Annotated in this window: 27 protein-coding genes; 5 read left to right on the forward strand and 22 right to left on the reverse strand. The window is 73.9% G+C overall.

Annotated elements, in window-relative coordinates; genetic code table 11:
* Positions 1 to 33: 33 nt before the first annotated feature.
* The 6 genes from ACFYZ3_RS26670 to ACFYZ3_RS26695 form a co-directional block, all read right to left on the reverse strand.
* A complete protein-coding gene (locus ACFYZ3_RS26670; protein WP_388522532.1) occupies positions 34 to 1,491 on the reverse strand; it encodes a penicillin-binding transpeptidase domain-containing protein in 1,458 nt (485 codons plus the stop codon).
* Positions 1,492 to 1,507: 16 nt separating this feature from the next.
* Entirely contained in the window at positions 1,508 to 2,881 is a 1,374-nt protein-coding gene (locus ACFYZ3_RS26675; protein WP_388522535.1) for an FtsW/RodA/SpoVE family cell cycle protein, read from the reverse strand.
* Between the two features lie 43 nt (positions 2,882 to 2,924).
* Positions 2,925 to 3,401, reverse strand: coding sequence for an SH3 domain-containing protein (locus ACFYZ3_RS26680; RefSeq protein ID WP_388522538.1), 477 nt, complete (start codon positions 3,399 to 3,401; stop codon positions 2,925 to 2,927).
* A gap of 107 nt (positions 3,402 to 3,508) precedes the next feature.
* Positions 3,509 to 4,750, reverse strand: coding sequence for an ATP-binding protein (locus tag ACFYZ3_RS26685; protein WP_388522541.1), 1,242 nt, complete (start codon positions 4,748 to 4,750; stop codon positions 3,509 to 3,511).
* Entirely contained in the window at positions 4,747 to 5,505 is a 759-nt protein-coding gene (locus tag ACFYZ3_RS26690) for a hypothetical protein (RefSeq protein ID WP_388522544.1), read from the reverse strand. Before ACFYZ3_RS26690 ends, ACFYZ3_RS26685 begins: the two co-directional genes overlap by 4 nt.
* Before the next feature lie 126 nt (positions 5,506 to 5,631).
* The gene (locus ACFYZ3_RS26695) at positions 5,632 to 6,111 is read right to left on the reverse strand and encodes a dual specificity protein phosphatase family protein (RefSeq protein WP_388522547.1); all 480 of its coding nucleotides are present in this window, start codon (positions 6,109 to 6,111) and stop codon (positions 5,632 to 5,634) included.
* A 135-nt stretch (positions 6,112 to 6,246) separates the two neighbouring features.
* Between ACFYZ3_RS26695 and ACFYZ3_RS26700 the strand changes: the two genes are divergently transcribed.
* On the forward strand, positions 6,247 to 7,050 hold the full coding sequence (locus ACFYZ3_RS26700) for an NERD domain-containing protein (protein WP_388522799.1): 804 nt from the start codon (positions 6,247 to 6,249) through the stop codon (positions 7,048 to 7,050).
* A 9-nt stretch (positions 7,051 to 7,059) separates the two neighbouring features.
* Here ACFYZ3_RS26700 and ligD read toward each other — a convergent pair whose 3' ends face one another.
* A complete protein-coding gene (ligD, locus tag ACFYZ3_RS26705; RefSeq protein ID WP_361004320.1) occupies positions 7,060 to 7,941 on the reverse strand; it encodes a non-homologous end-joining DNA ligase in 882 nt (293 codons plus the stop codon).
* 55 nt (positions 7,942 to 7,996) lie between these two features.
* On the opposite strand from ligD, the gene ACFYZ3_RS26710 reads away from it, so the two are divergent.
* Positions 7,997 to 9,061: a Ku protein gene (locus ACFYZ3_RS26710; protein WP_388522550.1), complete on the forward strand. Its 1,065-nt coding sequence runs from the start codon at positions 7,997 to 7,999 to the stop codon at positions 9,059 to 9,061.
* 24 nt (positions 9,062 to 9,085) lie between these two features.
* Here ACFYZ3_RS26710 and ACFYZ3_RS26715 read toward each other — a convergent pair whose 3' ends face one another.
* The 14 genes from ACFYZ3_RS26715 to ACFYZ3_RS26780 form a co-directional block, all read right to left on the reverse strand.
* Complete coding sequence (locus ACFYZ3_RS26715) at positions 9,086 to 9,880, reverse strand: ABC transporter permease (protein ID WP_388522553.1); 795 nt, start codon at positions 9,878 to 9,880, stop codon at positions 9,086 to 9,088.
* Positions 9,867 to 10,556, reverse strand: a complete 690-nt coding sequence (locus ACFYZ3_RS26720) for an ABC transporter ATP-binding protein (RefSeq protein WP_388522555.1) — start codon at positions 10,554 to 10,556, stop codon at positions 9,867 to 9,869. The genes ACFYZ3_RS26715 and ACFYZ3_RS26720 overlap by 14 nt, the downstream gene beginning before the upstream one ends.
* Positions 10,557 to 10,633: 77 nt before the next feature.
* Complete coding sequence (locus ACFYZ3_RS26725) at positions 10,634 to 11,284, reverse strand: TetR/AcrR family transcriptional regulator (RefSeq protein ID WP_388522558.1); 651 nt, start codon at positions 11,282 to 11,284, stop codon at positions 10,634 to 10,636.
* A gap of 22 nt (positions 11,285 to 11,306) precedes the next feature.
* A complete protein-coding gene (locus ACFYZ3_RS26730) occupies positions 11,307 to 11,846 on the reverse strand; it encodes a hypothetical protein (RefSeq protein ID WP_388522561.1) in 540 nt (179 codons plus the stop codon).
* 227 nt (positions 11,847 to 12,073) lie between these two features.
* A complete protein-coding gene (locus tag ACFYZ3_RS26735) occupies positions 12,074 to 12,820 on the reverse strand; it encodes a DUF4142 domain-containing protein (RefSeq protein ID WP_385964050.1) in 747 nt (248 codons plus the stop codon).
* 163 nt (positions 12,821 to 12,983) lie between these two features.
* The gene (locus ACFYZ3_RS26740; protein WP_388522564.1) at positions 12,984 to 13,418 is read right to left on the reverse strand and encodes a PPOX class F420-dependent oxidoreductase; all 435 of its coding nucleotides are present in this window, start codon (positions 13,416 to 13,418) and stop codon (positions 12,984 to 12,986) included.
* Positions 13,419 to 13,444: 26 nt separating this feature from the next.
* Entirely contained in the window at positions 13,445 to 14,359 is a 915-nt protein-coding gene (locus ACFYZ3_RS26745; protein WP_388522567.1) for a DUF3152 domain-containing protein, read from the reverse strand.
* Positions 14,360 to 14,620: 261 nt separating this feature from the next.
* Positions 14,621 to 14,956: a TcmI family type II polyketide cyclase gene (locus ACFYZ3_RS26750; RefSeq protein WP_011030169.1), complete on the reverse strand. Its 336-nt coding sequence runs from the start codon at positions 14,954 to 14,956 to the stop codon at positions 14,621 to 14,623.
* Positions 14,957 to 14,987: 31 nt separating this feature from the next.
* The gene (locus ACFYZ3_RS26755; RefSeq protein WP_003973657.1) at positions 14,988 to 15,467 is read right to left on the reverse strand and encodes an SRPBCC family protein; all 480 of its coding nucleotides are present in this window, start codon (positions 15,465 to 15,467) and stop codon (positions 14,988 to 14,990) included.
* A gap of 1 nt (position 15,468) precedes the next feature.
* Entirely contained in the window at positions 15,469 to 15,741 is a 273-nt protein-coding gene (locus tag ACFYZ3_RS26760; RefSeq protein ID WP_361004350.1) for an acyl carrier protein, read from the reverse strand.
* Between the two features lie 69 nt (positions 15,742 to 15,810).
* Complete coding sequence (locus ACFYZ3_RS26765; RefSeq protein WP_388522571.1) at positions 15,811 to 17,085, reverse strand: ketosynthase chain-length factor; 1,275 nt, start codon at positions 17,083 to 17,085, stop codon at positions 15,811 to 15,813.
* Complete coding sequence (locus tag ACFYZ3_RS26770) at positions 17,082 to 18,353, reverse strand: beta-ketoacyl-[acyl-carrier-protein] synthase family protein (protein WP_388522574.1); 1,272 nt, start codon at positions 18,351 to 18,353, stop codon at positions 17,082 to 17,084. Before ACFYZ3_RS26770 ends, ACFYZ3_RS26765 begins: the two co-directional genes overlap by 4 nt.
* The gene (locus ACFYZ3_RS26775; protein ID WP_388522576.1) at positions 18,350 to 18,829 is read right to left on the reverse strand and encodes a cupin domain-containing protein; all 480 of its coding nucleotides are present in this window, start codon (positions 18,827 to 18,829) and stop codon (positions 18,350 to 18,352) included. Before ACFYZ3_RS26775 ends, ACFYZ3_RS26770 begins: the two co-directional genes overlap by 4 nt.
* Positions 18,830 to 19,029: 200 nt before the next feature.
* A complete protein-coding gene (locus ACFYZ3_RS26780; protein WP_388522579.1) occupies positions 19,030 to 20,223 on the reverse strand; it encodes a SchA/CurD-like domain-containing protein in 1,194 nt (397 codons plus the stop codon).
* Between the two features lie 307 nt (positions 20,224 to 20,530).
* On the opposite strand from ACFYZ3_RS26780, the gene ACFYZ3_RS26785 reads away from it, so the two are divergent.
* A complete protein-coding gene (locus ACFYZ3_RS26785) occupies positions 20,531 to 22,420 on the forward strand; it encodes an FAD-dependent oxidoreductase (protein WP_388522582.1) in 1,890 nt (629 codons plus the stop codon).
* Positions 22,421 to 22,541: 121 nt separating this feature from the next.
* A complete protein-coding gene (locus ACFYZ3_RS26790; RefSeq protein WP_388522585.1) occupies positions 22,542 to 23,381 on the forward strand; it encodes a patatin-like phospholipase family protein in 840 nt (279 codons plus the stop codon).
* A 60-nt stretch (positions 23,382 to 23,441) separates the two neighbouring features.
* Here the strand turns inward: ACFYZ3_RS26790 and ACFYZ3_RS26795 are convergent, their stop codons facing one another.
* Positions 23,442 to 23,936: an Lrp/AsnC family transcriptional regulator gene (locus ACFYZ3_RS26795; protein WP_388522588.1), complete on the reverse strand. Its 495-nt coding sequence runs from the start codon at positions 23,934 to 23,936 to the stop codon at positions 23,442 to 23,444.
* 139 nt (positions 23,937 to 24,075) lie between these two features.
* Here ACFYZ3_RS26795 and ACFYZ3_RS26800 point away from each other — a divergent pair, with 139 nt between their 5' ends.
* A complete protein-coding gene (locus tag ACFYZ3_RS26800) occupies positions 24,076 to 24,756 on the forward strand; it encodes a nitroreductase family protein (protein ID WP_388522591.1) in 681 nt (226 codons plus the stop codon).
* Positions 24,757 to 25,176: the final 420 nt, after the last annotated feature.

Raw genomic sequence — 25,176 nt, forward strand, 5'->3', positions numbered from 1 at the left:
AGGTCGGGCCGCTCGGGAGGCGGTACCCCCGTCTCATCCAGCGAGCACCGCCTCCATCACCCCCCGGGCGATCGGCGCCGCCAGCCCGCCCCCGCTGATGCCCTCCCGGTCCGCCGCCGAGCCCTCGACCACCACCGCGACCGCGACCTTCGGCTCCACGTCCCCGTCGCCCCGTGCCCAGGAGACGAACCAGGCGTACGGTGTGCCCGAGTTGCCGACGCCGTGCTGGGCGGTGCCGGTCTTGCCGCCCACCGTGGCACCCGGGATCGCCGCCTTCGCGCCGGTGCCCTTGTCCACCACGCCGGTCATCAGCTCCTTGAGCAGGGCCGCCGTCGAGGGGCGCATCACCTCGCGGGAGGGGCGTGACCCGGCCGCCGCCACCAGGCTGCCGCCCGCCCGCAGCGTCCGTTCCACCAGGTACGGCGAGCGCACCTGGCCACCGCCGGCCACCGCCGCCGCCACCATCGCCATCTGGAGCGGCGTCGCCCGGGTGTTGTACTGGCCGATCGACGACAGGCCCAGCTGTGCCCGGTCCACGGAGGTGTCGAAGGTGCTCCGTGCGACAGGGAAGGGGACCCGCAGCCCGTCGTCGTTGAAGCCGAAGGCCTCCGCCATCGCCGTCATGTCCGTCACCCCCACGTCCACGCCGAGCTTGGCGAACACCGTGTTGCAGGACCACTCGAACGCCTCCCGCAGCGAGGCGTTCCGGCACCCGTCGGCCTCGTTCGTGAGCTTGGTCCGGGTCCCGGGCAGGGTGTACGGGTCGGGGGAGCGGGTCGGCGCGTCCAGGTCGCGGATCACGCCCGCGTCCAGCGCCGCCGCCGCGGTGACCACCTTGAACGTCGAACCCGGCGGATAGGTCCGGCTCACCGCCCGGTTGAGCATCGGCTTGTCCGGGTCGGCGTTCAGCCGGTTCCAGACGCGGGTGGCGGCCGCGCTGTTGCCGGACAGCAGCTGCGGGTCGTAGGAGGGGGTGGAGACCAGGGCCAGGACGCGGCCCGTGGCCGGCTCGATCGCGGCCACCGCCCCCTTGCGCCCGCCCAGCCCCTCGTACGCCGCCCGCTGCGCGGCCCCGTCGATCGTCGTCACCACGTCGCCGCCCGGGTTGTGGGCCCCCGTGACGTCGTTCCACAGCGGCAGCGGCGCGAGCACCGGGTCGGCGCCGGACAGCAGGCCGTCCTCGGCGTGCTCCAGGAGCGTCGTCCCGTAAGCCTGGGAGGCGAAGCCGGTGATCGGCGCGTACATCGGCCCGTTCGCGTAGGTCCGCTCGAAGCGCAGGTGCTCACCGGTGTCCCGGGAGCCGGTGACCGCCCTGCCGCCGACCAGGATGTCGCCGCGCGGCTGCTGGTAGCGGGCGATGTCGGGGCGGCGGTTGGCCGGGTTGTCGTCGTACTCCGGCTTCTGCACGATCTGCACCCGGGCCGCGTTGACCACCAGGGCGACCAGCAGCAGGGCGCAGAATACGGCGGCGTGCCGGATGTTCCGGGTCACCTCCGCCGCTCCCCGCTCACGGCTCCGCCCGCCCGCCGGCCTGGCTGCGGGCCGCGTGGCTGACCCGGATCAGCAGCGCCACGATCGCCCAGTTGGTGACGACCGACGACCCGCCCTGCGCCAGGAACGGCATCGCCATGCCGGTCAGCGGGATCAGCCCCGTCACCCCGCCCGCGATGACGAACACCTGGAGCGCGACGATCGAGGAGAGCCCGACCGCGAGCAGTCGGCCGAAGGGGTCGCGGGCGCCGAGCCCCGCCCGGTAGCCGCGCTCCACCAGCAGCCCGTACAGCAGGAAGACGGCACTCAGGCCGAGGAAGCCCAGCTCCTCACCGGCCGTCGCCAGGATGAAGTCCGACTTGACGGCGAAGCCGATCAGGATGGAGTGCCCGAGTCCGAGACCGGTGCCGGTCACCCCGCCCGCCGCGAACGCGAAGAGGGACTGGGCCAGCTGGTTCGGCCCGTGGCCCGCCTCGATGGACGCGAAGGGGTGCAGCCAGTCCTCCACCCTGGTGTGCACGTGCGGCTCCAGCCAGCCCACGGCGACCGCCCCCAGCGAGGCCAGCAGCAGCCCGACGGCGATCCAGCCGGTGCGGCCGGTGGCGACGTAGAGCAGGACCACGAACAGGCCGAAGAAGAGGAGCGAGGTGCCCAGGTCCCGCTCCAGGACCAGGACGCCGACGCTGACCAGCCACACCGCCAGGATCGGGCCGAGCACCCGGCCGGTGGGCAGTTGCAGCCGCCACACCCGGCGGCCCGCGTAGGCCAGCGCGCTGCGGTTGGCGGCCAGATAGGCGGCGAAGAACACCGCGAGCAGCACCTTCGCGAACTCGCCGGGCTGGATGGAGAAGCCCTCGATCCGGATCCAGATGCGGGCGCCGTTCACCGCCGGGAAGAAGATCGGCACGGTGAGCAGGGCGAGCGCCGCCGCGACGCACACGTAGGCGTAGCGCTGCAGCACCCGGTGGTCGCGCAGGAGCAGGACGACCACGATGAACAGCGCGACACCCAGCGTCGACCACACCAGCTGGGTCGGGGCCGCCCGGTCGTCCGGCGTCTCCAGGTCGAGCCGGTAGATCAGCACCAGGCCGAGGCCGTTGAGCAGCACCCCGATGGGCAGCAGCAGCGGATCGGCGTACGGGGCGCGCAGCCGGACCGCCAGATGGGCGAGGAGCGCGAGCACCCCGAGCCCGGCGCCGTAACCGGCGGCGCCGGGGGGAAGGGCGTCGTGCTGGGCGAGGCCGACGTTGCAGTAGCCGAAGACCGACAGCAGGACGGCCATGAGGATGAGCGCGAGTTCGATGCCCCGGCGCCGGGGGAGCCGGGCGACGGGAGCGGGGGTGTCCGCCTGTGCCACGGTGATCCCGGTTCCGGTTCCGGCCTTGGTCATGTCCGGAACTTACCCAAATGATGCGGTGTGCGCGGCGTCCGGCTCAGCACCAGCGCGGCGCGGGGCCGATGTTGTCGATGTACCGGGCCGCGCCCCAGGCCCAGGTGCCGTCCGTGAGGAGGTACCACAGCGGGTTGCCTCCCACCTTGGAGCCGGGCGTCTTGCAGTAGATGGAGACGACCTCGCCCCGGCGGGCGTACCGGATGACGTCCGCACCGCGGCTCGGCGAGGTGCGCAGGGCGAGCCGGTCGGCCGTCACGACCCCCCGGTAGCGGCCCTGCTCCTGGCGGCCGTCGCCCCCGCCCCACGCGTCGCCGCCGTTTCCCCCGTTCGCTGCGCTGCTTCCTCCGCCGTTTCCGCCGCCGGCGACGGCGGACGTGGAGCCGGCGTCGCCGCCCCACCCGTCGTTCGCGGCGGCGGGCGTGACGGCGACGGCGGTGGCGAGCGCGCCGGCCGCGAGGGCGGTGGCGAGGCCGCGGACCAGGGGCGAACGCGAGGCCGGTGCGGACAGTGGCGACATGGGAGTACCTCCCGGGAGCGAACGGGTCTTCAGGTGACTAACCGCCACATTAGGAGCGCCCCGCAAGCGCCGCCCGCCGCGCTGAGCCATCGGGGAAGACGCCGTGGTCAGGGCTGCTGAGGCAGCGTCAGCCGGGCCAGTGCGCCGCCGTCCGGCGGGTTGGTGAACTCCAGCCGCGCCCCGAGCACCTCGGCCTGCCCCAGCGCGATCGTCAGCCCCAGGCCGTGCCCCTTGGTCCCGCCCTCGGTGCGAAAGCGCTGCGGCCCGTGCGCGAGCAGGTACTCCGGATAGCCGTCCCCGTGGTCCCGCACGGTGATCACCGCGCCGTCCACGGTCAGCACCACCGGCGCCCGCCCGTGCCGGTGCGCGTTCGCGACCAGGTTGCCCAGCACCCGCTCCAGACGCCGCCGGTCGGTCTCCACCCGCGCGTCCCGTACGACGACGCGCGTGCCGGTGCCCGAGCCCCGCAGCACCCGCCGGACCAGCGCGCCCAGCTCCTCCGGTTCCGTCGCGGGCCGCTCCCGCCCGCTCTCCAGCCGGGAGATCTCCAGCAGGTCCTCGGTGAGGGTGCGCAGCGCCGCCACCCGGTCCCGCACCAGCTCGGTGGGGCGGCCCGGCGGCAGCAGCTCGGCCGCCGCGTGCAGGCCGGTGAGCGGGGTGCGCAGCTCGTGCGCCACGTCCGCCGTGAACCGCTGCTCGGCGAGCAGCTTGCCCTGCAGCGACGACGCCATGGAGTCCAGCGCGGCGGCGACGGAGGCCACCTCGTCCTGCGGGCGCGTCGGATCCTGGGCGCGCGGATCGCCGACCCGCGCGTCGAGGTCGCCCGCGCTGATCCGCCGCGCCACCCGCGCCGTCGTGTGCAGCCGCCGCGTCACCCGCGTCACCGCGATCGCGCCGACCAGCAGCGTCGCCCCGATCGCCAGCGCCGACGACCACACGAGCGTGCCGTCCAGGCCGTCGATGGTGGCCTGGCCCCGGGAGTGGTCGACCCGCACCGCCAGCGTCCGGCCGCCGTCGGCGGGTCCCGCCGCCCACATCGTGGGGCGCCCCGCGTACTCGGCGAGCATCGTGCCGCGCCGGCCCGAGAGGGCCAGCTCGCGCAGCGGCCGCGGCAGCCCCTCCGGGTCGATGCCGGCCCCGCGCCGCAGCGGGTCCCCCGCCTCGTAGGACTCCGTCGCCTCGCCCAGCCGGGACAGGGCCGCGTCCCGCGCCTGGCCGACGGTCCGGTTGGTCACCGAGACGTGCACCAGGACGCCGAGCAGCGCGGCGAGCCCGCAGCACATCACGGCGATGAAGACGGCCGCCTTCACCGCCAGCGGCCCGGCCCACCGGGGGAGGGTGAGCCTCACCGGGCGCTCGCCGAGGGCGACGGCGAGGCGGACGGACGCTTCGTGTGCTGTCCGCCGTCGTCGGTGCGCAGCATCTCGTCGCTGGTCAGCAGCATGGCCCGCTGGTCGGCGTCCCAGGTCCACTGCAGGCGGTACTCGTACCCGGCGACCTCCGAGGGCGAGCGGACGATCACCGTCCGCCCGGCCAGCTCGACCGCGCTCACGGCGTCCTCGTAGGACATGACCCGTACGAGCCGGTCCTTCTCGACGGTGTAGACCCGCACGGCGGTCAGCCGGTCCGGCAGCAGCCGGAAACCCAGCGTCATCTCGGGACGCCCGTCACCGGTCAGGTCGCGGTAGTACGGCCGCAGCACCGGGCAGCCGCCGGGCTCGTCACCGGCGCCGTCCGTGCCGCAGTCCGCCATCCGCACGGACGTCTCGTGGTACCGCGCCTTCGCGCCCGCGTAGTCGTCCGGGTGCGCGGCGATCTCGGCCCGCACCGCGGCCACCGGGTCCGCCCCGCGGATGTCGCCACCGGGCACGGCGACGCCCTTCACCGGCGCGTGCTCCACCTCGCCGATGTCGTACGCAGGACTGGACGCCGGGGTCAGGCCGGGCCACAGCCGGGCCGGATTACGCGCGGCGGGCGTTGCCCCGGCACCCTCGAGGCCGCCGGTGTCCCCGCAGGCCGCCAGCGCACCGGTCGCGGCGGTCGCCAGGAGCAGCGCGAGGGCGGCGGGGACGCGGGCGGGGTGCCCGCGGCGGCTCGGGAGCACTGCACTCCTGGGGTTCGGTGATCGGCGTCGGCGGTCCCGCGGGGCCGCGGGCGGCACCGCGGGCATCGCGGCACCGCACGCGACGCCGTACGGAAGGCCATTTTGCGTGTCCACGAGCCCGCCGGGCTACTCGGCCGGTTCCTCCAGCAGCCGCACGGTGGCCAGGCCGGTCCGGAGACAGGCCACGAACAGGTCGTTGTGCAGCGCCCACGGCGAGCGCCGGGCCCGGATCAGCCGGATCGCCTCCTCGGCGCCGCCGCCCCGGCGCATCAGGGTGTGCGCGACGACGAGACCGGAGCGGTTGTACCCGTGGTAGCAGCGGACGAGGACCTTCCGGCCCTCGTCGAGCGCCTCGTCCGCGGCCCGGGCCAGCCGGATCACCCCGGCGATCTGCGTGCCGTCCAGGGGCCCGTCCGGGATCGGCCACACATGGTGCTCGACACCCTCGTCCGGCCCGTGTCCGGGCAGCCGCAGCAGCGTCTGCACGAGGTCGAACTCGTCCCGCACCACGGCGAACTCCAGCCGCCCCGCCGTCCGCCGGAACTCGTGCCCGCCCATCCAGAGGCCCGGCACGATCTCGTCCCACGGCCGGTCCGGGGCCGGCACGGCCGGACCTTTCCCACGGGTACGCACAGCCACCTCCCCGGTCCCGCCCAGGGTCTGCCCAACTCGTCCCGAAAGCAACCGGCTTCTTGCCCCGGCGGCACCCCGCCTGGTCCCATGGAGGGGGGGGTGATGGGCATGGACGGACTGCGCGTCGTGCCGACCCGGCGCCATGGCCGGGAACGGCTCTACGTCTGCCTTACGGACGGCGGGAACGTCGCCTGGTACGACCGCGAGGAGGCCCGCGTCAACCTGCTGAGCGACGACCGCAGGGCCGAGGTCCTCCAGGCCCTGGGCCCCTTCGTCACCGGCCCGGTCACGGTCGGCCCGCCGCCGGTCCCGACCCCGGCCGAGCTGGCCCGGCTCACCCTCCACCCGGACGACGACCTCGCCCCCAACCGGCCCGGCGAGGCCCTCCTGGTCGCCCTGGAACGCGAGCCGGGACCGGCACACCGGCTGCGTCCCGACCCGCGCCGCCGGGCGCTGGCCGCCGAGCAGACGACCGGGGCCGCCCTCGACCGTCTCGACGGCGCCGGCCTGCACACCCTGCACTCCCTCCCGCTGCCCGGCGGCGACCGCGTCCACCACCTGCTGATCGGACCCGGTGGTCTCTTCGCCCTCCACGTGCTGCCCGCCCGCAGACAGCGGGTGCGGGTCACCGACCCGCTGGTGGCGCTGGGCCGCCGGACTCCCCGCCCCCTGCTGCACCGGGTCCGCGCGGACGCCGACCGGGCCTCCTACGCCCTGACGGCGGAGGTCCACCCGGTGCTCGTCCTCGTCGAGCCGGCGCACGTGACCGTCAGCGCCCCGCCCCGCTCGGTGCGCGTCCTCACGGACCGGGAGCTGCCGGACCTGGCCCGGACGGGCGGGGTGCTGAAACCGGCGGACGTGGAGGCCCTGCACGCCATGGCCCGGGACCGGGCCACCTGGCAGCGCGTCTGAGGGCCCGGCTCAGGGCAGCGCCGCCGCCCGCCGCCGCTCGAACAGCGGTGCCAGCAGGTCGCCGTGGTCCCGCACCCGCGGCCCGACGTCCGGCGTCAGGAAGACGAACTGCTCCGCCCGCCCGCACCCGGCGACCTCGTCCCACGTCACCGGCGTGGAGACCGCGGGCACGTCGCGGGCGCGCACGGTGTACGGGGCGGCCGTGGTCTTGCGGGCGGCGTTCTGACTCCAGTCCACGAACACCTTCCCCGGCCGCAGGCTGCGCGTCATCCGGTGCACCACCAGCTTCGGCAGCGCCCGCTCCGCCTCCACGGCGAGCCCCTTCGCGTACTCCGACACCCGCTCCGAGGACGCGCCCCGCACCCCCGCCAGCAGGTGCAGCCCCTTGGCCCCGGAGGTCTTGGCGTACGCCTCGACCCCGTCCGCCGCCAGCCGCTCCCGCAGCCACAGGGCGACCTCGCAGCACTGCACCACGGTCGCGGGCGGACCCGGGTCCAGGTCGAACACCAGCCGGTCGGCCTCGCCGGGGTCGTCCACGGTCCACTGGTGGGTGTGGAACTCGGTCACCAGGTTCGCCGCCCACATCAGGCTCGCCAGGTCCTGCACCAGCACCATCCGGGCCGGGCCCTCCGAGCGGGGCACCTCGGCCGTGGTGACCCAGTCGGGCGTACCCGGCGGCACGTTCTTGGCGAAGAACACCTGGCCGTCCGGGCCGTCCGGATACCGCAGGAAGGAGACCGCGCGGTCCCGCAGGTGCGGCAGCAGCACCTCGGCGGTCGTCGCGTAGTAGTGCAGCAGCTCGCCCTTGGTGAGGCCGGCCGCGGGATACAGCACCTTGTCCAGGTTGCTGAGGGCCACCCGCCGCCCCTCCACTTCCGTCATCGGCGCCATACCATGAGAATCTCATAAAAGAGTCACAAAACGCCCGAAAGGAACGGTGCTGCACGTGCGATCCATCTGGAACGGCGCCATCTCCTTCGGACTGGTCACCATCCCGATCAAGCTGGTGAACGCCACCGAGAGCCACTCGGTCTCCTTCCGGCAGATCCACACGGAGGACGGCGGCCGGATCCGCTACCGCAAGGTGTGCGAACTGGAGGACCGCGAGGTCACCCAGGCCGAGATCGGCAAGGCCTACGAGGACGCCGACGGTTCGATGATCCCGATCACCGACGAGGACCTGTCCCAGCTGCCGATCCCGACGGCCCGCACGATCGAGATCGTCGCCTTCGTGCCCGAGGACCGCATCGATCCGCTCCAGATGGGCTCCGCCTACTACCTCGCCGCGAGCGGCGCCCCGGCCGCCAAGCCGTACACGCTGCTGCGCGAGGCGCTCAAGCGCAGCAACCGGGTGGCGATCGCCAAGTTCGCGCTGCGCGGCCGGGAGCGCCTGGGCATGCTCCGGGTCGTCGGCGACGCCATCGCGATGCACGGCCTGCTGTGGCCGGACGAGGTCCGCGCTCCCGAGGGCGTCGCCCCGGAGGGCGGCGTCACCGTACGCGACCAGGAACTGGACCTCGCCGACGCCCTCATGGACACCCTGGGCGAGATCGACCTGGACGACCTGCACGACGAGTACCGGGAGGCCGTCGAGGAGGTCGTCGCCGCCAAGGCCTCCGGCGAGAAGCCCCCGGAGGCCCGCGAGGAGGCGGCGCCCGGGAAGGTGCTCGACCTGATGGCGGCACTGGAGAGCAGCGTGCGGGCGGCGCGGGAGTCCCGGGACGGCGAGGAGGCCGGACCGGCCGAGGAGGCGCGGGTCAGGTCCCTGCCGCAGCGCAAGACCTCGTCCCGGCGGGCCCCGAAGGAGACCGGCGGCAAGAAGTCGACGTCGACGGCCGCGAAGAAGACGGCGGCGAAGAAGACGGCGGCCGGCAAGGTGACGGAACCGAAGAAGTCGACGGCGAAGACGGCGAAGACGGCGAAGTCCGCCGCACCCGCGAAGAAGCCGGCCGCCAAGAGCACCGCCAGGAGCACCGCCAAGAAGGCGGCGCCCCGCAGGCGCAGCGCCTGACCGGCGCGAAGGCGCTCACGCCGGTCAGCCGGTGCGGTCGCGCGTCCGGAACCTGAAGATGACCAGCCCCACCATGCTGAACCCGGCCGCCCAGGCCAGTCCCAGGCCGAGGTGCCCCCACAGCGCGCTGTCCGCGAACGCGTCGCCCGCCGCGAACTGCATGGGGCCGAAGGACGGGAACCACTGCAGGACCGGCTCGTTGGCGAGCGGGTTGCCCAGGGGGTTCTGGAGGAACGTGTCCATCAGCCCGCCCATGATGATCAGGAAGAAGCCCTCCAGATCCCGCTTGACCAGCACCCCGAGGAGCAGCCCGAGACCGCCGTAGGCGAGCGCGATGACGGTGAACGCGGCCAGCACGGCGAACCAGGCCCCTGCCGCCGGACGCCAGAAGAACAGCACCGCCAGCGCGGTGTAGAGGGCGATGCCGGTGGCGACCGCGGCGACGGCGAGGGTCTTGGCGCCGATGAGGGTGGACTGCCGGTACCCGGCGAAGACCAGCCGCCGGTCGAACGCGAGCGACCTGCGCACCGCGTCGAAGACCACGAACCCGGCGATCATCGTGACGCAGTTGAGCCCGGCGGTGATCAGGGTGAGGTGGCCGCCGTCGACGTGCAGCACCTCGCCGGTGGCGTACAGCTTGAAGTCCAGCGGCTCCCCGCCCGCCATCGCGTCCATCACCAGGTACCAGACGGGCACGAACAGCACGAGCAGCAGCCCGGCGAGCCGGTTGCGGGTCTGGTCGCGCACCGAGAAGCGCAGCGCGGTGGGGAACTGCCCGTACCGCGGCCCCCGGTTGGCGGCCTGCTCAGGCGTCGACACGACGCTGCTCCCTCCCGGCCGCCGCGCGTGCGGTGAGGCGGCCGTCGGACAGGTCGGCCAGCAGGTCGAACCGGTCCTGTTCGAAGACGAGATGGGTGATGACCACGACCGCCTTGCCACGGACGCGCAGCTCCTCGACCAGGTCCCAGAAGCGCAGATACGTCTCCCAGTCGAAGCCCTGGTACGGCTCGTCGAGGAGCAGCACCTCGGGGTCGTGCAGCAGGGCCAGGGTGAGGTTGAGCTTCTGCCGGGTCCCGCCGGACAGCTCGCCGGCCGGGGCGTGCTCGTACCGCTCGTAGCCCAGGGCCCGGACCAGCTCCCGGCCGCGGTCCAGGGCGGGCAGGCGGTGCGCGGCGGCGAAGTAGCGCAGGTGCTGCTCGACGGTGAGGCTGCCGCTCAGCACCGGGTCCTGGGGGCAGTAGCCGAGCGTCCCGGACAGGGAGACCTCGCCGCGGTCCGGGGCCAGGGTGCCGGCCAGCGCCTTGAGCAGGGTCGACTTCCCGGCGCCGTTCTCGCCGACGACGGCGACCAGCTGCCCGGGGGCGACCGTGAGGTCGGCGCCGCGCAGGACGCGATTGCCGCCGTACGCCTTGTGCAGGTCACGGGCGCGCAGGACGGGGGCCGGGGCGTGCTGTGCGGGTGGTGCGGGCGGTTCGGGTGCGGGGTCGGTCGGCATGTGGGTCACCTGGGCCTTCCTGTGCTTCCGGCACTCCTTGACTGGTGGGGATTCGGGCCGGCGGGGATTCCGGCCGGTCACGTCCCGTCGGGGGTGGACTCCGGGGGAGGTGACGCGTTCAGCCCGCCCGCGTAGATGTCGAGCACCTCGGGGGCCCAGCGGGCCATGCCGTCGGCCGACAGGGGGTCGGTGCCGAGGGCCTCGCCGATGCGGTCGCGCAGCAGGAACACGGCCAGGTCGTTGGCGAGCAGCAGGGCGGCCCGGACCGCCGGGTCCCGGCCCGGTACGGCGAGGCCCGCCGCCGTCAGCCCGTCCAGGGCGGCGCGGCTGACCTCGTAGAGACGGCCGAACAGCAGCCGTCCGGCGTCCGTGTCGCTCAGCAGCAGGCGGCGCAGATAGCCGGGCAGGGGGGAGCCGTCCGGGAGGTGGCGGGTGAAGGCCGCGCTCAGGGACGCCGCCCCGGCGCCGGAGTCCAGGGCCTCCGCGCCGCCGTCGCCACCGGTCAGCTCGCCCAGCATGGCCTCGAAGACGGCCACGACGTACTGGTCGACCTCCTGGCGCAGGCCGTCCTTCGAACCGAAGTGGTGCACCACGAGGCCGGGTGACACACCGGCCGCCGTCGCGATCCGCCGTACGGTCACCGAGTCCGGGCCGTGGGCGGCGAACAGGGCGAGGGCCTCGTCGCGGATGAGGGCCCGGGTGGTCCGGTCCTCCGGGATTGAACGCATGTACAGCAGATTAAACAGACGTTCAGTCGATTGTCCAGGGGAAGGCGGAGGACCGGGGTATCGCGGACGGGGCGGGCTGGAAGACGGCGGGGCTCGCGGCGGCGGACTTCGTCGGTGCGAGGGAGTCCGCCGTGGGCAGGGCGGGGCTTTCCTGCAGGCGCTGACCGATCGTTTCGGCGGGGCCGCCGCCCGGGGTGGCCGGGCCGGTGGTCAGCTGCGACCACGCGGTCACGGCGAGGGCGACCGCGGCCGCCGTGCCGAGCACGCGGCCCGTCCGCCGCAGCCGGGCCCGACCGTCCAGCTCGCGCCAGGCCGGTCCGGCCCACGCGTCCTCCCGGCGCCACGTCTCGCCGACCGTGTCGCCGGCGCGGCCGGGACGGCCGGCGGGAGGCTCCGGCTGCCTGCCGGGGACCCGGTCCCGCGCGGCGGGTTCCCGGGGGGCGGAGGCGTGGATGGCCCGCTCGTCGTCCTCCAGGAACAGCCGCCAGACGTACTCGGGCACGGCCGGGGCGTCGTCCGGTCCATCCGGGGTGTCGTCGCCGCCCGGTCCGGAAGCGGTCATGGTCCCGCTCCTCCTGTCGTCGGCCCCGGACGGACGCGGGCGGGAGGAGGGGAACGGCCGCCCGCCACCGGCTCCGGCGCCGGATGGTCATGGCCCGGCGGACTCCGTCGGCCGCCACCTGCTGAGAACGTGTGCGACCGGCGGCCCGTTCCCCGTGCCGCCGGTCGTGACTGGGTCGTAATCGTGCCCGCGCCGGGTTCTCGCGCCGGGCCCCGCCCCCCGGGTCCTCAGGGAGCCGCCGGGGACGGAGTGGGCGTCGGGGAGGCGGTGTTCACGTTCAGGTCGGGGCGCGGCTTGAGCACCAGCACCCGCTCGCCCGGCTGCGGCGGGGGCGGGGTGACCTTCTCCCTCGGCAGCTTCGCCGGGCCCGTCTGCTTGAAGGTGACGTCGTCGTACTCGACCAGCCCGGTCTTCTCCAGCACCGTGATGTGGTCCAGGACGGTGTCGTTGGCCAGGTCGGCCAGCTGCCGCACGAGGGTGTTCTTGGTGGAGGCCCGGATCTTGGCGATGGCCGGGAAGATCTGACCGTGGGTCACCCGCATGATGTTGACCGCCGAGGAGTCGAACTCCTTGCCGCTCTTGGCGTCCACGGTGGCCACGAAGCCCTCCTGCTGCGGGGAGGCCCGGTTGGGCAGCGTGATGCCCAGCTCGGGGGAGATCTCGCGGCACATCGCGTCGAGCCCGGCGTGCCCGACGACCAGGTGCTCACCGGCGGTCTTCATCGCCTTCGTCGTACCGCGCTCCATCACCATCTCGCCCAGCGGGTACTCCCACAGCCCGGCGGCGCGGACCTTCACCACGAAGTCGCGGTCGGCCTCGGTGAGCGGGCCGAACTTCGTACTGGCCACCACTCGGTTCTGGTTGCCGTCGGCCTTGTCCAGACCGAGCACGGCCGGGAAGGCCAGCGCGGTGAGGGTCAGGGTCATCGCACCGAACAGGACGACGACTCCGATCCTGCTGCGGGACAGGCGCATGGTGCCTCCAGGGGCGACGCGGGGACGCGAGGTACGCGCACGGGTGCTCGTGCGCGTACCGGTACGCCAGGAGGTACGTAAGCGGCGGGCGGATCCTTCACCGCTCCGGCACAGAACTTGCGGAGCCGGTGAGGGTCCCGCTCCCGCGCCGCCGCCGGGCCGGTCAGCCGAGGTCGGCGCCGTACACGCGCTCGACCGTGATGGTGAGCAGCACCCGGCGGTCGGACACCATCGTCGACCGGTACTCGTCCCAGTCCGGGTGCTCCCCGGCCGCGGCGCGGTAGTACTCCACCAGCGCCTCGACCTCCGGTCCGTGCGGGTCGGTGCCCGGACCGGTGAGGGTGGCGACGCCCTCGGCGGTCGCCCAGGACCTGCCGTCCGGGGCGGTCACCTCCAGCGTGGCCCGCGGGTCCCGGCGCAGGTTCGCCGTCTTGGCGAGGCCCTCGCGGGTGGAGACCCGGATGACGCCCGCGGCGGGGTCGTAGGCGGGCATGACGGGCGAGAGCTGCGGGCGGCCGTCCGACTTGATCGTCGCCAGTACGCCGAGGCGGCTCCCGGCCAGCAGGGCGCGGGGATCGAAGCGCGGTGTGGTGGTCATGGACCGATCATCACCCGGAAACGGGCTCAGGGCACCGCCGGGCCGCCCAGGTAGTCGCCCGCCTCGTCGTAGGGCCAGGCGTTGGCCACACACCCCTTGAGACCCTTGATCTGCTGCATCATCGCCGGGGCGGGACGGCCCGCCCCGGGGCACGTCTCGTGGCCGTGGCCGATGCGGTGACCGACCTCGTGGTTGACGATCAGCGCCCGGTACTCGTGGATCGGCCCGTCGAACTGCGGGGAGCCCAGCACCCAGCGCTTGAGGTTCACCACGACGTCCGTGCCGACGCTGCAGTTGACCTCGCCCCGGGTCAGCAGGCCTGCCGCGCCGCAGATTTTGTCGACGGTGCCCGGCGTGGCGATCTTCACCACGAAGTCGTAGGAGCCGCTGCTGACCAGCCGGAAGGAGTTGGTCCCGTCCTGGGTCCAGCCGCGGCGGTCGGCGAGCACCTCGGATATCTCGTCGGCGGCGGCGCTCGGCCGGATGTCGAGGCCCTCCTCGACCAGGACCTTGTAGCGGCGCACGCGGCTGCCGGTGCCCACGGTCGTGCCGTCGGCCTGGGCGGTGACGAAGGTGCCGGGACCGGTCGCCGGAATGGCGATGGTGGTGGCGGAGGGCGAGGCCGAAGGTGAGGCCGACGGCGACGGGGAGACCTTCGGCGACGGTGACGCCGAGGGGGAGGAGGAGGAAGCCGAAGGCGTCCGGGTCGAGGCGTCCAGCGCGTCCGTGACGTCGGCCACCTGGTCGTCCGTCACCGGCGGCCGGGTGTCCCGCCAGTACGCGACGGCCGCCCCCGCGGTGAGCAGGACCACCCCGAGGGCGAGGCAGGCCAGGACCGCTCGGGCGGGTCCGCGACGTCTGCGCCTGCGGGCGCGGGATCTGTGTCCGGCACCGTCCGGCCCGGTTCTTCGGCCGGCCCGGCGGGCGGTGGATCGGCCCACGGTGTGCGTCCTCTCTGCTGGTCGGCGGGGGCCAGGCCCGGTCGGCCTGGCACAGCGGACTGCGGTGCTGTCGTGCCCCGAAGATCCAAGCGGACGGACGTGCGAAAACGTCACCGTTTCCGAAGTGTCCCTTCTCACGCGGACATTCGGTCCGAGAGTGCAACCGTTCGATGCCACGGAACGTCTTCGCCCGGAACGTCTGCGTCGGGGTCACCCGGAGAAAATCCGGGCGACCCCGACGCATGCGGGGACGGAGCGCCGTCAGCCGGCGGGGGTCCGCTCCCAGCGGTAGAAGCAGCGCGCCATCGCGTCCTTCGGACCGCGCCACGTCGCCGGGTCGTACGCCGAGACGTACGGCTCGAGCCGCTCGCTGACCTGGCGGAACTCCGGGTGCCCGGTCAGCCTGCCGATGGTGGGGGCCGGGTCCTCGTCGCTCTCGATGAGGTGCAGGTACACGCCGTCACCGAACTCGAACAGGCTGCGCCGGTTGACGCCCACCAGGTGCGGCAGCTCGCCGCTGTCGGACTCCGCGAACACCTTCGCGATGTCCGGTGCCGCGCCGGGTGCCATCCGGGCGACGATCAGTGTGTGGTGCATGGGTGCTGCCCTTCGCCGAGGTCCGTCGGTGTCAGTCGGCGAGCACCGACGCGGTCCGCCGCTCGCCCGCCGCCTGCTCGATCCGGTCCCGGATCAGCGCCATCTGCGTACGCGAGTTGCGGTTGATGTTGTCCGTCATCCACGCGTCGTCCACGGGCGCGTCCGGCTTCATCGCGAAGTCCTGCGTCCAGCGCATGACGGTGCCCTCGGCGGTCTCCGCGTACTCCCAGACGATGTTCATGTACTGGAAGGGCCCGGTCTCGACCCGCTGGGCCCGGACCGTGCGGGTGACGGGGTCGGCGACCCGCTCGGAGACCCAGCTCCACACCTTGCCGTCGGCGTCCGGGTGCATGGTGAGCCGGAAGGTGACCTTGTCGTCGTCGCGGCCGAGCACCTCCACGGAGGCGTACTCGCTGAACAGCCCGGGCCACTTCTCGATGTCGTTGGTCATGTTCCAGACCAGCTCCATCGGGGCGGCGATGGTGATCTCGTTGTCGGTGTGCCCTGCCATGTCACACTCCCGTCTTGAGGGCGCCGTTGATCAGCGCGAGGAAATCCGCGGGCGTCTTGCAGCGCTCGGCCTGCTCGGGCAGGCCCAGGCCGTACCGCTTCTCCAGCTCGGCCACGATGCCCAGCAGGCCGAGGGAGTCCAGGCCGAAGGTGTCGAAACCGTCGTCGGCCTGCTGCCGGAGGGTGACCGGGTCGACGTGCACGCCGGCGGTGCGCTTCATCAGCGCCGACAGCTCCTCGACGGTCACCTGGTAGTCCAGCTGCTGGTCGGTCATGGGTGTCCTCCTTGACTCGGGTTGGCCGGCCACGGGCGTCGCCCGTGACCGTTGGTCGTCGTTCGGCCGTCAGCGGCCCTCGGGCGGTACCGCGCCCCGGCGCAGGACGAGCGCCGAGTTGGACCCCATGAGGCCGCGCGCCAGGACCAGGGCCGTGCGCGGCTCGGCGGGGCGGGCCCGGCCGGTCACCAGGTCCAGGTCGTGGCACACGTCCAGCACGTGCGGGGTCGGCGGGATCAGCCCGTGCTCCATGGCGAGCACCGCCGTCGCCACGTCAAGGACCGGCGCGGCGCAGTACGCCCGCCCGGTCCCGGTCTTGGGCGCGGTGACCGGCACCCGCGCGGCGTGCGGGCCCAGCGCGTCGGCCAGGGCCAGCGCCTCCGCCCGGTCGGCCTCCGGGACCCCGAGGGCGTCGGCGAAGACCACGTCGACGTCCTCGGGCCGGCAGCCCGCCTCGGCCAGGGCGCCCGCGATCGCGCGGGCCAGCCCCTCCCGGGACTCGGCCCAGCGGCCGGCCCCGGTGAAGGTCGCCGCGTGCCCGGCCACCGTCGCCCGCACGTCCGCCCCGCGCTCCCGGGCCGCCGCCTCCTCCTCCACGACGAGCACGGCACCGCCCTCGGCCGGTGCGAAACCGCAGGCCGCCTCGGTGAACGGGCGGTAGGCGCGGTCGGGTTCGGCGGCCCTGCTCAGTTCGGGGTAGCCCAGCTGGCAGACGATCGAGTACGGGGCCAGCGGCGCCTCCGTCGCGCCGCAGACCACCGTGTCGGTGCCGTTCCGCACGGCCAGCGCCGCGTGCGCGAGGGCGTCCAGGCCGCCCGCCTCGTCGGCGGCCACGACCCCGCAGGGGCCCTTGAAGTCGTTGCGTATGGAGACCTGGCCGGTGCTGGCCGCGTAGAACCAGGCGATCGACTGGTACGGGCCGACGTGGCGGGAGCCGTGCCCCCACAGGTTCTGCAACTCCCGCTGCCCGAACTCGCCGCCGCCCGAACCCGCCGCGGTGACCACGCCGACCGAGTACGGCGAGTCGGCGTCGGCCCGGCCGAACCGGGCGTCGGCCAGCGCGTGCTGGGTCGCGGACAGCGCGAAGTGCGTGAACCGGTCGGTCTGGACGAGGAAGCGGTCCTCGACCGTCTCGGCCGCGTCGAAGCCGTGCACCTCGCCCGCGACCCGCAGCGGCAGGTGCGCGCAGCCCTCCCGGGTGACGGGACCGAGACTGCTGGTGCCGTCGGCGACCGCCTTCCAGTGCGCCTCCACGCCGGTGCCGTGCGGCGACACCACGCCGAGTCCGGTGACGACCGCACGCCGGCTCCCACCGCCGGTGCCGGTCCGCTGTGGTCCGCTCATCGCAGCCCTCCTTCACTGCCGCTCAGTACGACCGCGGACTGGAAGCCGCCGAAGCCGCTGCCCACCGACAGCACGTGCCGCAGCGTCCGCTCCCGTGCCTCGCGCGGCACGTAGTCCAGGTCGCACTCGGGGTCGGGGGTCGTGTAGTTGGCCGTGGGCGGCACCACCTGGTGGGCCATCGCCAGCACGCACGCGGCCAGTTCGATGGAGCCGATCGCGCCGAGCGAGTGGCCCACCATGGACTTGATGGAGCTCATCGGCGTCGTGTAGGCGTGCTCGCCCAGCGAGCGTTTGACGGCCGCGGTCTCGTGCCGGTCGTTCTGCTGGGTGCCGGAGCCGTGCGCGTTGACGTAGTCGATCGCGGAGCCGTCGATACGGGCCATGTCCAGCGCCGTGTCGATGGCCCGCGCCATCTCCAGGCCCTCCTTGGTGAGCCCGGTCATGTGGTAGGCGTTGCCGAAGGTGGCGTAGCCGGAGATCTCGCAGTACACGTCCGCGCCCCGGGCCCGGGCGTGCTCCAGGTCCTCCAGGACCAGCACCGCCGCGCCCTCGCCCATCACGAAGCCGTTGCGGTCGGCGTCGAAGGGGCGGGAGGCGTGCGCGGGGTCGTCGTTGTTCGGCGAGGTCGCCTTGATGGCGTCGAAGCAGGCCATGGTGATCGGCGATATCGGCGAGTCCGCCGCGCCCGCCAGGCACACGTCGACGCGGCCCTCGGCGACCGCGTGGTAGGCGTACCCGACCGCGTCGAGGCCGGACGTGCACCCGGTGGAGACGGTCTGCACCGGCCCGCGCACCCCGAACTCCTCGGCGACCGCGGAGGAGAGGGTGGCCGGGGTGAACGCGCGCTCCAGGTGCGGCTGGGAGCGCCGGTCGTCGACGTCCCAGCGCGAGCCGCGCTCGCTGACCAGGACGTAGTCGTGCTCCAGCCGGGTGGTGCCGCCGACCGCCGTGCCGAGGGTGGCACCGGCCCGCCAGGGGTCCTCGCGGTTCATGTCGAGGTTCGCGTCCCGGACCGCCTCCGAGGCTGCCACCAGCGCGAACTGCACGTACCTGTCACAGCGCTGGGCGGTGGCGAGGCCGAGCCCGTGGTCGGACGGCTCGAAGTCGCACTCGGCGGCGATCTGCGACCGCAGCCCGGACGGGTCGAACAGGGAGATGCGGCGCGTCGCCGTACGGCCTTCGGACAGCAGCCCCCAGAACTGGGGCACGCCGATCCCGCCCGGGGCGACGACGCCTATGCCCGTGACGGCGACCCGGCGCCGGGTCATGACACCACCTCGGCCGCGGGGGCGGGCCGCTCGTGCCCGGCCTGGCCCGGGTGGCCCGCGTGCGCCCCGTCGCAGGGGAGCGCGTTGCCCTCGGCGTCCTCCGTGTCGACGTGACCCAGCTCCGGACGCGGGGCCAGCGGCCCCAGGTGGAACACGAGCCGCGCCTCGACGTCCCCCGCGTTGCGGAAGCGGTGGCGCATGTCCTGCGGGATCAGCAGCCCCTGCCCGGTGCCGAGCGAGTGCGGTACCCCGTCCAGGTCCACCTCGAGGGCGCCCTCCGTGACGTACACGAACTCCTCGGAGTACGGGTGGTAGTGCTCGGCGATGCGGTCGCCGGGCTGCACGATGGCCACGCCCATGAAGCCGCTGGTCGACCCGGCGGTGGTGGGCGTGAGGAGGGCGCGGAGGTCTCCGCCGCGGCGGCGGTTCGGGGCGATGTCGCCGAGGGAGACGATGCGTACCTGCTGGTCTGTCATGACGTTCACTCCGGGGTGACGGGAGGAAGGAAGGGGGAGAAGCAGGAGAAACGGGGGAGCGGGAGAAGCTGGAGCGGGGGAGGGGGGAGCCGGGGAGCGGGGTCGGCGGGGGAGCCGGGGAGCGGGGTCGGCGGGGATGGTCGCGCGGCCCGGCGGGCACGCCGTCGGGCCCGGCCGGCCGCGCGGTCGGGAGGCGTGCTTCAGGAACCGGCCGAACGCCGGTCGGTCAGCGGCGTCATACGGATCCGGCGCAGCAGCCGGGACAGCGTCGCGGCCTCGGCCGGCGACCCGTCGACGCCGACCGCGGCGGCGTCCAGCAGCCGCTCGGCATCCGCGGCGCCCTGGCCGTGCAGGCCGAGCACCTCGGCGGGCGCGTCCTCGGGGTCGCCGTCCACGTCGACGAGCCGTACGACGAGGTCGTCGCGGTGGAAGACGGTGGCCGCCAGCTCCGGGCCGTCCGGGTTCCGCGCGGCCGACGCGTCCTGACGGGCCAGCAGCCGGGCCAGTTCCGGACCGGCGCCGTCGCGTACCGGGTAGAGCAGCGCGAGCCGTTGCCGGCGCGCGCCCGCCCGGTCGGGCGACGTCGTGTGGTGGACGGCCGGCATGGCGGCCCGGGTGAAGAACCGCCGGGCGGACTGCGGGTCACCGAGGTCCCGGTCCTGCTCCAGGTACGGGTTGAGCGCCTCCTCGACGGCCCGCACCCCGGGCTGCCGGGCGACGTGGCGCAACGCGGTCTGCAGGTCGCCGCGCACCTCCACGGCCCGCACGATCCGGTTGCCGGACATGAAGAGCGAGGTGCGCAGCAGCCGCGTGGAGCCGTCCACGTGGGCCTCGGGCGACACGTACTCGGACAGCAGCCGGGCGGTCTCGGCCTCGGTACCGGGCCGTACGGTGAAGGTCAGGGCGTGGCGTACGACGTTGTCCCCGATCCGGGGCGCCGAACGCGGCTCACCGGGCGCCGGCCGCCCGCCGTCGGTCTCCCGCAGGACGCTGTAGCGCAGCGAGTGGGTGTCACGGACGCAGGTCGCCAGCGGCTCCACGGTGTCCAGATGCTCGTCGCTGTTGACCCAGGCCAGGAAGGGTGCGGCGCTCTCCCACTCGCTGGTGAGGAGCCACTGGGTCGGGTTCTCCAGGGACTGGCACAGCTGGTCGCTGACGTGTCCGGGAACGGCGGCGACCCGGTCGCGGATGCGCTCGTAGGCGTCCAGGAACTCCTGCTGCATTCCGTCGTGGACGTCCAGCATCAGGACGACCCGCACGCGGGAACCGTCGAACGCGGATATCGACACGCCACCGGCGTCCGTCGCCACGGCGGGCGACGTCGCCGACGTCGCCGTGGCCTGCGTCGCGTCCGTGGTCGGGGCATCCGTCGCTACGACGGGAGAGACCGTCATCCGGCCCACCTCTTCTCCGGTCTTCCTCGTGGACTGGGCGATCGTCGGCGGCGCCCGCCAGGCCGGCGGGGTGCGACGGTCGCGTAAGCACGATCGTGGGCCGTGCCCGCGGGGTCCGCGAACCAGGAGGGTTAAGCGGGTGAAGCCTGCGCCGCCGCGGGCCTCGACGGGCCGTACGGGGCATGCATGAAGACCCCGGCGCACGCCAGTCGGACCCCTCTCGCATCCCCGACGCGTCCCCGACGCATCCCTGACGCATCCCTGACGAACACCTGACGCATACCTGTCGTACAACGGAGGACGAACCATGAACGAAAGAGCCGACCGGTCCGGCGGCGCCGCACCCGGGGGCGACCGGACCCACCGCGTCCCGGTCCTGGTCGTCGGCGGGTCCCTGGTGGGCCTGTCGACGTCGGTGTTCCTGGGCCGGCTGGGCGTCCGGCACACCCTGGTGGAACGGCACGCCGGCACCTCCATCCACCCCCGCGGGCGCGGCAACAACGTCCGCACGATGGAGATCTTCCGGGTGGCCGGCACCGAGCCGGACATCCGCCGGGCCGCCGCCACGCTGGCCGACAACCACGGCATCCTCCAGGCGCCGACCCTGGCCGGCGACGCGGGGGAGTGGCTGTTCAAGCAGATCGACCCGGGTGGCGGACTGGCCCGCTTCAGCCCCAGCTCGTGGTGCCTGTGCAGCCAGAACGACCTGGAGCCCGAACTCCTCACGCACGCCACGAACCTCGGCGGCGACCTGCGCTTCGGCACCGAACTGCTCTCCTTCGAGGCCGACACCGAAGGCGTCACGGCGATCGTGAAGAGCCGGGAGACCGGCGAGCACACCACCATCCGCGCGGACTACCTGGTCGCCGCCGACGGCCCCCGCAGCCCCGTCCGCGAACAGCTCGGCATCGGCCAGAGCGGACCCGGCGACCTCTTCCACAACGTCAGCATCACCTTCCGCTCCCGTCGCCTCGCCGACGTCGTGGGCGACCGCCGCTTCATCGTCTGCTACCTGACGGACGAGAACGCCGACGGCGCCCTCCTGCCCGTCGACAACCGCGAGAACTGGGTCTTCCACGCCCCCTGGCACCCCGAACAGGGCGAAACCGTCGAGGACTTCACCGACGAGCGCTGCGCCGCCCACATCCGCCGCGCGATCGGCGACCCGGACCTGGACGTCGAGATCACCGGCAAGGCCCCCTGGCACGCCGCCCAGCGCGTCGCCCGCAGCTACCGCTCCGGCCGCGTGCTGCTGGCCGGCGACTCGGCCCACGAGATGTCCCCCACCGGCGCCTTCGGCTCCAACACCGGCATCCAGGACGCCCACAACCTCGCCTGGAAGCTGGCCGCGGTGCTCGAGGGCTGGGCGGGCGAGGCCCTGCTGGACACCTACGACACGGAACGGCGCCCGGTCGCGGAGGCCACCAGCGCCCGCGCCGCTCACCGCTCGGTCGAGCACAGCCACCCGGGCTTCGCGCCGCCGCCGGTCGTGGGGGGCGGTGGTCCGGGCGCCGGTGCTCCCGAGGGTGCGGTCGGTGGGCCCGGTGGGCCTGGCGGCCCTGGCGGCCCTGGCGGCTCTGGCGGCCCTGGCGGCTCTGGCGGCGCCGGTGGTCCTGGCGGACTCGGCGGCCCCGGTGGTCCTGGTGGTCCCGGTGGTCCTCGTGGTGCGGGCGGTGCGCCTGGTGGCGGTCCCGGTGGCGGTCCCGGTGGCGGCCCGCAGCGCGGCATCCTCAACGTCGCCCTCGGCTACCGCTACCCCCGGGGCGCGGTGGTCGGCGCCGACCCGGCGACCCCGGTGGTCCCGGAGGGCCTCGACCTCACCGGAGCGCCCGGCAGCCGGGCCCCCCACCTCTGGGTGCGCCGGGGCCAGGACCGCCTGTCCACCCTGGACCTCTACGAGGACTCCCTCGTCCTGCTCAGCGACGCCGCCCAGCCCACCGGCTGGCACGAGGCGGCCGCCGGGGTGGCCGCCTCGATGCGGGTGCCGCTGAAGTCGTACCGCGTGGGCGGGACGCCCGGGGCCGACCTGGTCCCGGACGACGAGGAGACCGACTGGGCGCGCGCCCACGGGGTGACCCGCGGCGGCGCGGTCCTGGTCCGCCCCGACGGCTTCGTGGCCTGGCGCTCCCCGGGCCCCGCCCCCGACCCGGAGTCGATGCTGCGCCAGGTGGTGGGGACGGTACTGGCCCGCGGCTGAGTGCGGCACGGACGACCCCAAACGTGGACCACTCCCCGTTTACCTGCTAGCGTCGCGCTCGGCAGTGAAACGGGGAGTGGTCCCCAGTATATGGGTCCCCAGTGCGGGAGGGGTGGCGGACATGGCGGATACGGCGCTGGTGCTGGGCGGGGGCGGCCTGACCGCGTACGGATGGCAGATCGGCGTCCTGGCGGGACTGGCCGACGCGGGGGTGGATCTCACGGACGCCGACGTCCTCGCGGGCACGTCGGCCGGTTCGCTGCTGGCGCTCGACCTGGCCAGGGGTTCGGCCCCGGCCGACCTCTACAAGGAGCAGCTCAACCGCGAACGCGCCATGCTGGACGTGGACTTCACGTTGGGCATGACGGTCAGGTACCTGTGGGCCGCGCTGGGCTCGCGCGACCCGGACACGGTGGTCAGGCGCATCGGCAGGCTGGCGCTCTCCGTGCGCGACGTGCCGCAGACCGCGGTCTTCGACGCCATCGGCGCCCAACTCCCCGTCCGGGACTGGCCCGACAGGACCGTCCGGATGTTCGCCGTCGACGCGCTCACCGGTGAACCGACCGCCTTCGACGCCGACAGCGGGGTCGACCTGCTGCACGCCATGTCGGCGACCTGCGCACTGCCGCCCCTCTTCCCGCCGATCGGCATCGGTCCGGGCCGCTGGATGGACGGCGGCGTCCGCTCCACGACCAACGCCGACCTGGTCGACGACTGCGCGCGCGTCGTCGTGCTGGCCCCGATCCCCAAGGGCGCGGGAGCGAGCCCGAGCGCGCGGACCCAGGCCGAGACCCTCGCCTCGCACGGAACCCGGGTCGCCCTGCTGACCCCCGACCGGGAAGCCCGCCGCGCCTTCGGCCGCAACGCCCTGGACGCCTCCCGCATCCCCGGGGCGGCACGGGAGGGCCGGCGCCAGGGCGCGGCCCACGCGGGACGCATCGGGGAGATCTGGCAGGGCTGAACGCCGCTAGTCCGGCCGGCGTCCCGAGAGGCCCGAGGGCTGGCCCGCGGAACTGCGCCGTCAGCCCCGGCGTGGCTCCGACAGGCTGGACACCTCGTCGACCAGGGGCTGGACACGGTAGGGAACGACGGCGCCGAGGGCGATGACCGTCGCACTGCGCCGCACCCCCGGCACCTCCAGCACCTGGTCGATCACCTGCTGCACATGCTGGTTGCTCGTGCCCGCGATACGGCACCAGATGTCGCCGGGGCCCGTCACGACGTGCGCCTCCAGGATCTGCGGCACGGCTCGCAACCGCGCGGCGATGGCCTCCCGGGCCGGCTGGTCCACCTCGAACGTCGTGAACGCCTGGACCACGTGCCCGAGGGCGGCGACGTCCATGTCCGGCCCGTAGCCGGTCACCACCCCGGATCCGGTCAACCGGTCGAGCCGCGCCTGCAAAGTGCCGCGAGCCACCCCGAGTTGACGGGCGATCTCCAGCAGGCCCTCACGCGGACGCTCCCGCAGCAGCCGCAGCATCCGGCCGTCGAGCTGGTCCAGCCCCTGTCGTGCCACCGTACCTGCCGATCTGCTACCCGAAGGGCAGCCCGATCCCATTTCAGCTGCCAAATCGACAGCCTACGGATGCCTCTGTTGCCCATTGGGCACTCCCCGTCCCACCCTATGTGCTCCCGTCCAGGAGGAGACCCGTTCCGTGAGGCAGCACACGCACCCGTTCGTCCCCTACCGCCCCGACCGGTACGACGAGGCCGAAATGATCCGGCGAGGGCGGGACTTCGTGTCGTTCGTCGACCGCAGGCGCAGCGTGCGGTTCTTCAGCGACGAGCCGGTCCCGCGCGAGTGCGTCGACCTCGCCGTCGCCGCGGCCAACACCGCACCCTCCGGCGCCCACTTCCAGCCGTGGAAGTTCGCCGTGATCGGCGACGCCGCGACCAAGCACCGCATCCGGGTCGCCGCCGAGGAGGAGGAACGGGTCAACTACGAGGGCGGGCGCATCCCGCCCGAGTGGCGCGCCGCGCTCGCCCGCCTCGAAACGGACTCCGACAAGGGCTTCCTCGACGTCGTCCCGTGGATCGTGGTCTGCTTCGCCGAGAAGAGCACCGCGCTGCCGGACGGTTCACTGCGCAAGAACTACTACGTGAACGAGAGCGTGGGCATCGCCTGCGGCCTCTTCATCACCGCCCTGCACGCGATGGGCCTGAGCACCCTCACCCACACGCCCAACCCGATGGCCTTCCTCACCAGGATCTGCGAACGCCCCGGCAACGAACGCCCCTACATCCTCTTCCCCGTCGGCTACGCGGCGCCCGACTGCGAGGTCCCGGACCTGACCCGCAAGCCCCTGGCGGAAGCGCTCACCGAGCTCCCGCGCTGACGGCCCCCGACCCCCGTGGCCGCCGTCGGGGGCCGTCGGCCCGTCGGCTCAGGCCCGGCTCACCTCCCGGCGAGCCGCCGCCGGCGGACCAACAGCCCAGCGGCGGCAGCATCCACGACCGGGACCACAACGCCGCGATCAACGTCAAACAGGCCGCCGGACTGGCGGCATCGGCCTGCGGAGCGCCGGTGAGACCAGGAGCGATCCCGGCACAGCGCGAAGAAACAGGAAGCCACGGACTCCCGACCGACCCCCGTGCCGCGTAGCGGCACTGAGCTCGGCCGGGAAGGCCAGAATCCTCGGGCTTCAGCCCGAGGAACAAGTCAACACAGCGCCCACCCGACGGGAGCAGAATTCCAGCCCGGGCATCGTGGGCCTGGCGTGGGAGTGGGACTGATCTTGAGGCCCCGCCAGCGAGTG

Origin of the sequence: Streptomyces sp. NPDC001599, from assembly GCF_042893535.1 — a bacterium.
In the GTDB taxonomy this organism is placed as follows: domain Bacteria; phylum Actinomycetota; class Actinomycetes; order Streptomycetales; family Streptomycetaceae; genus Streptomyces.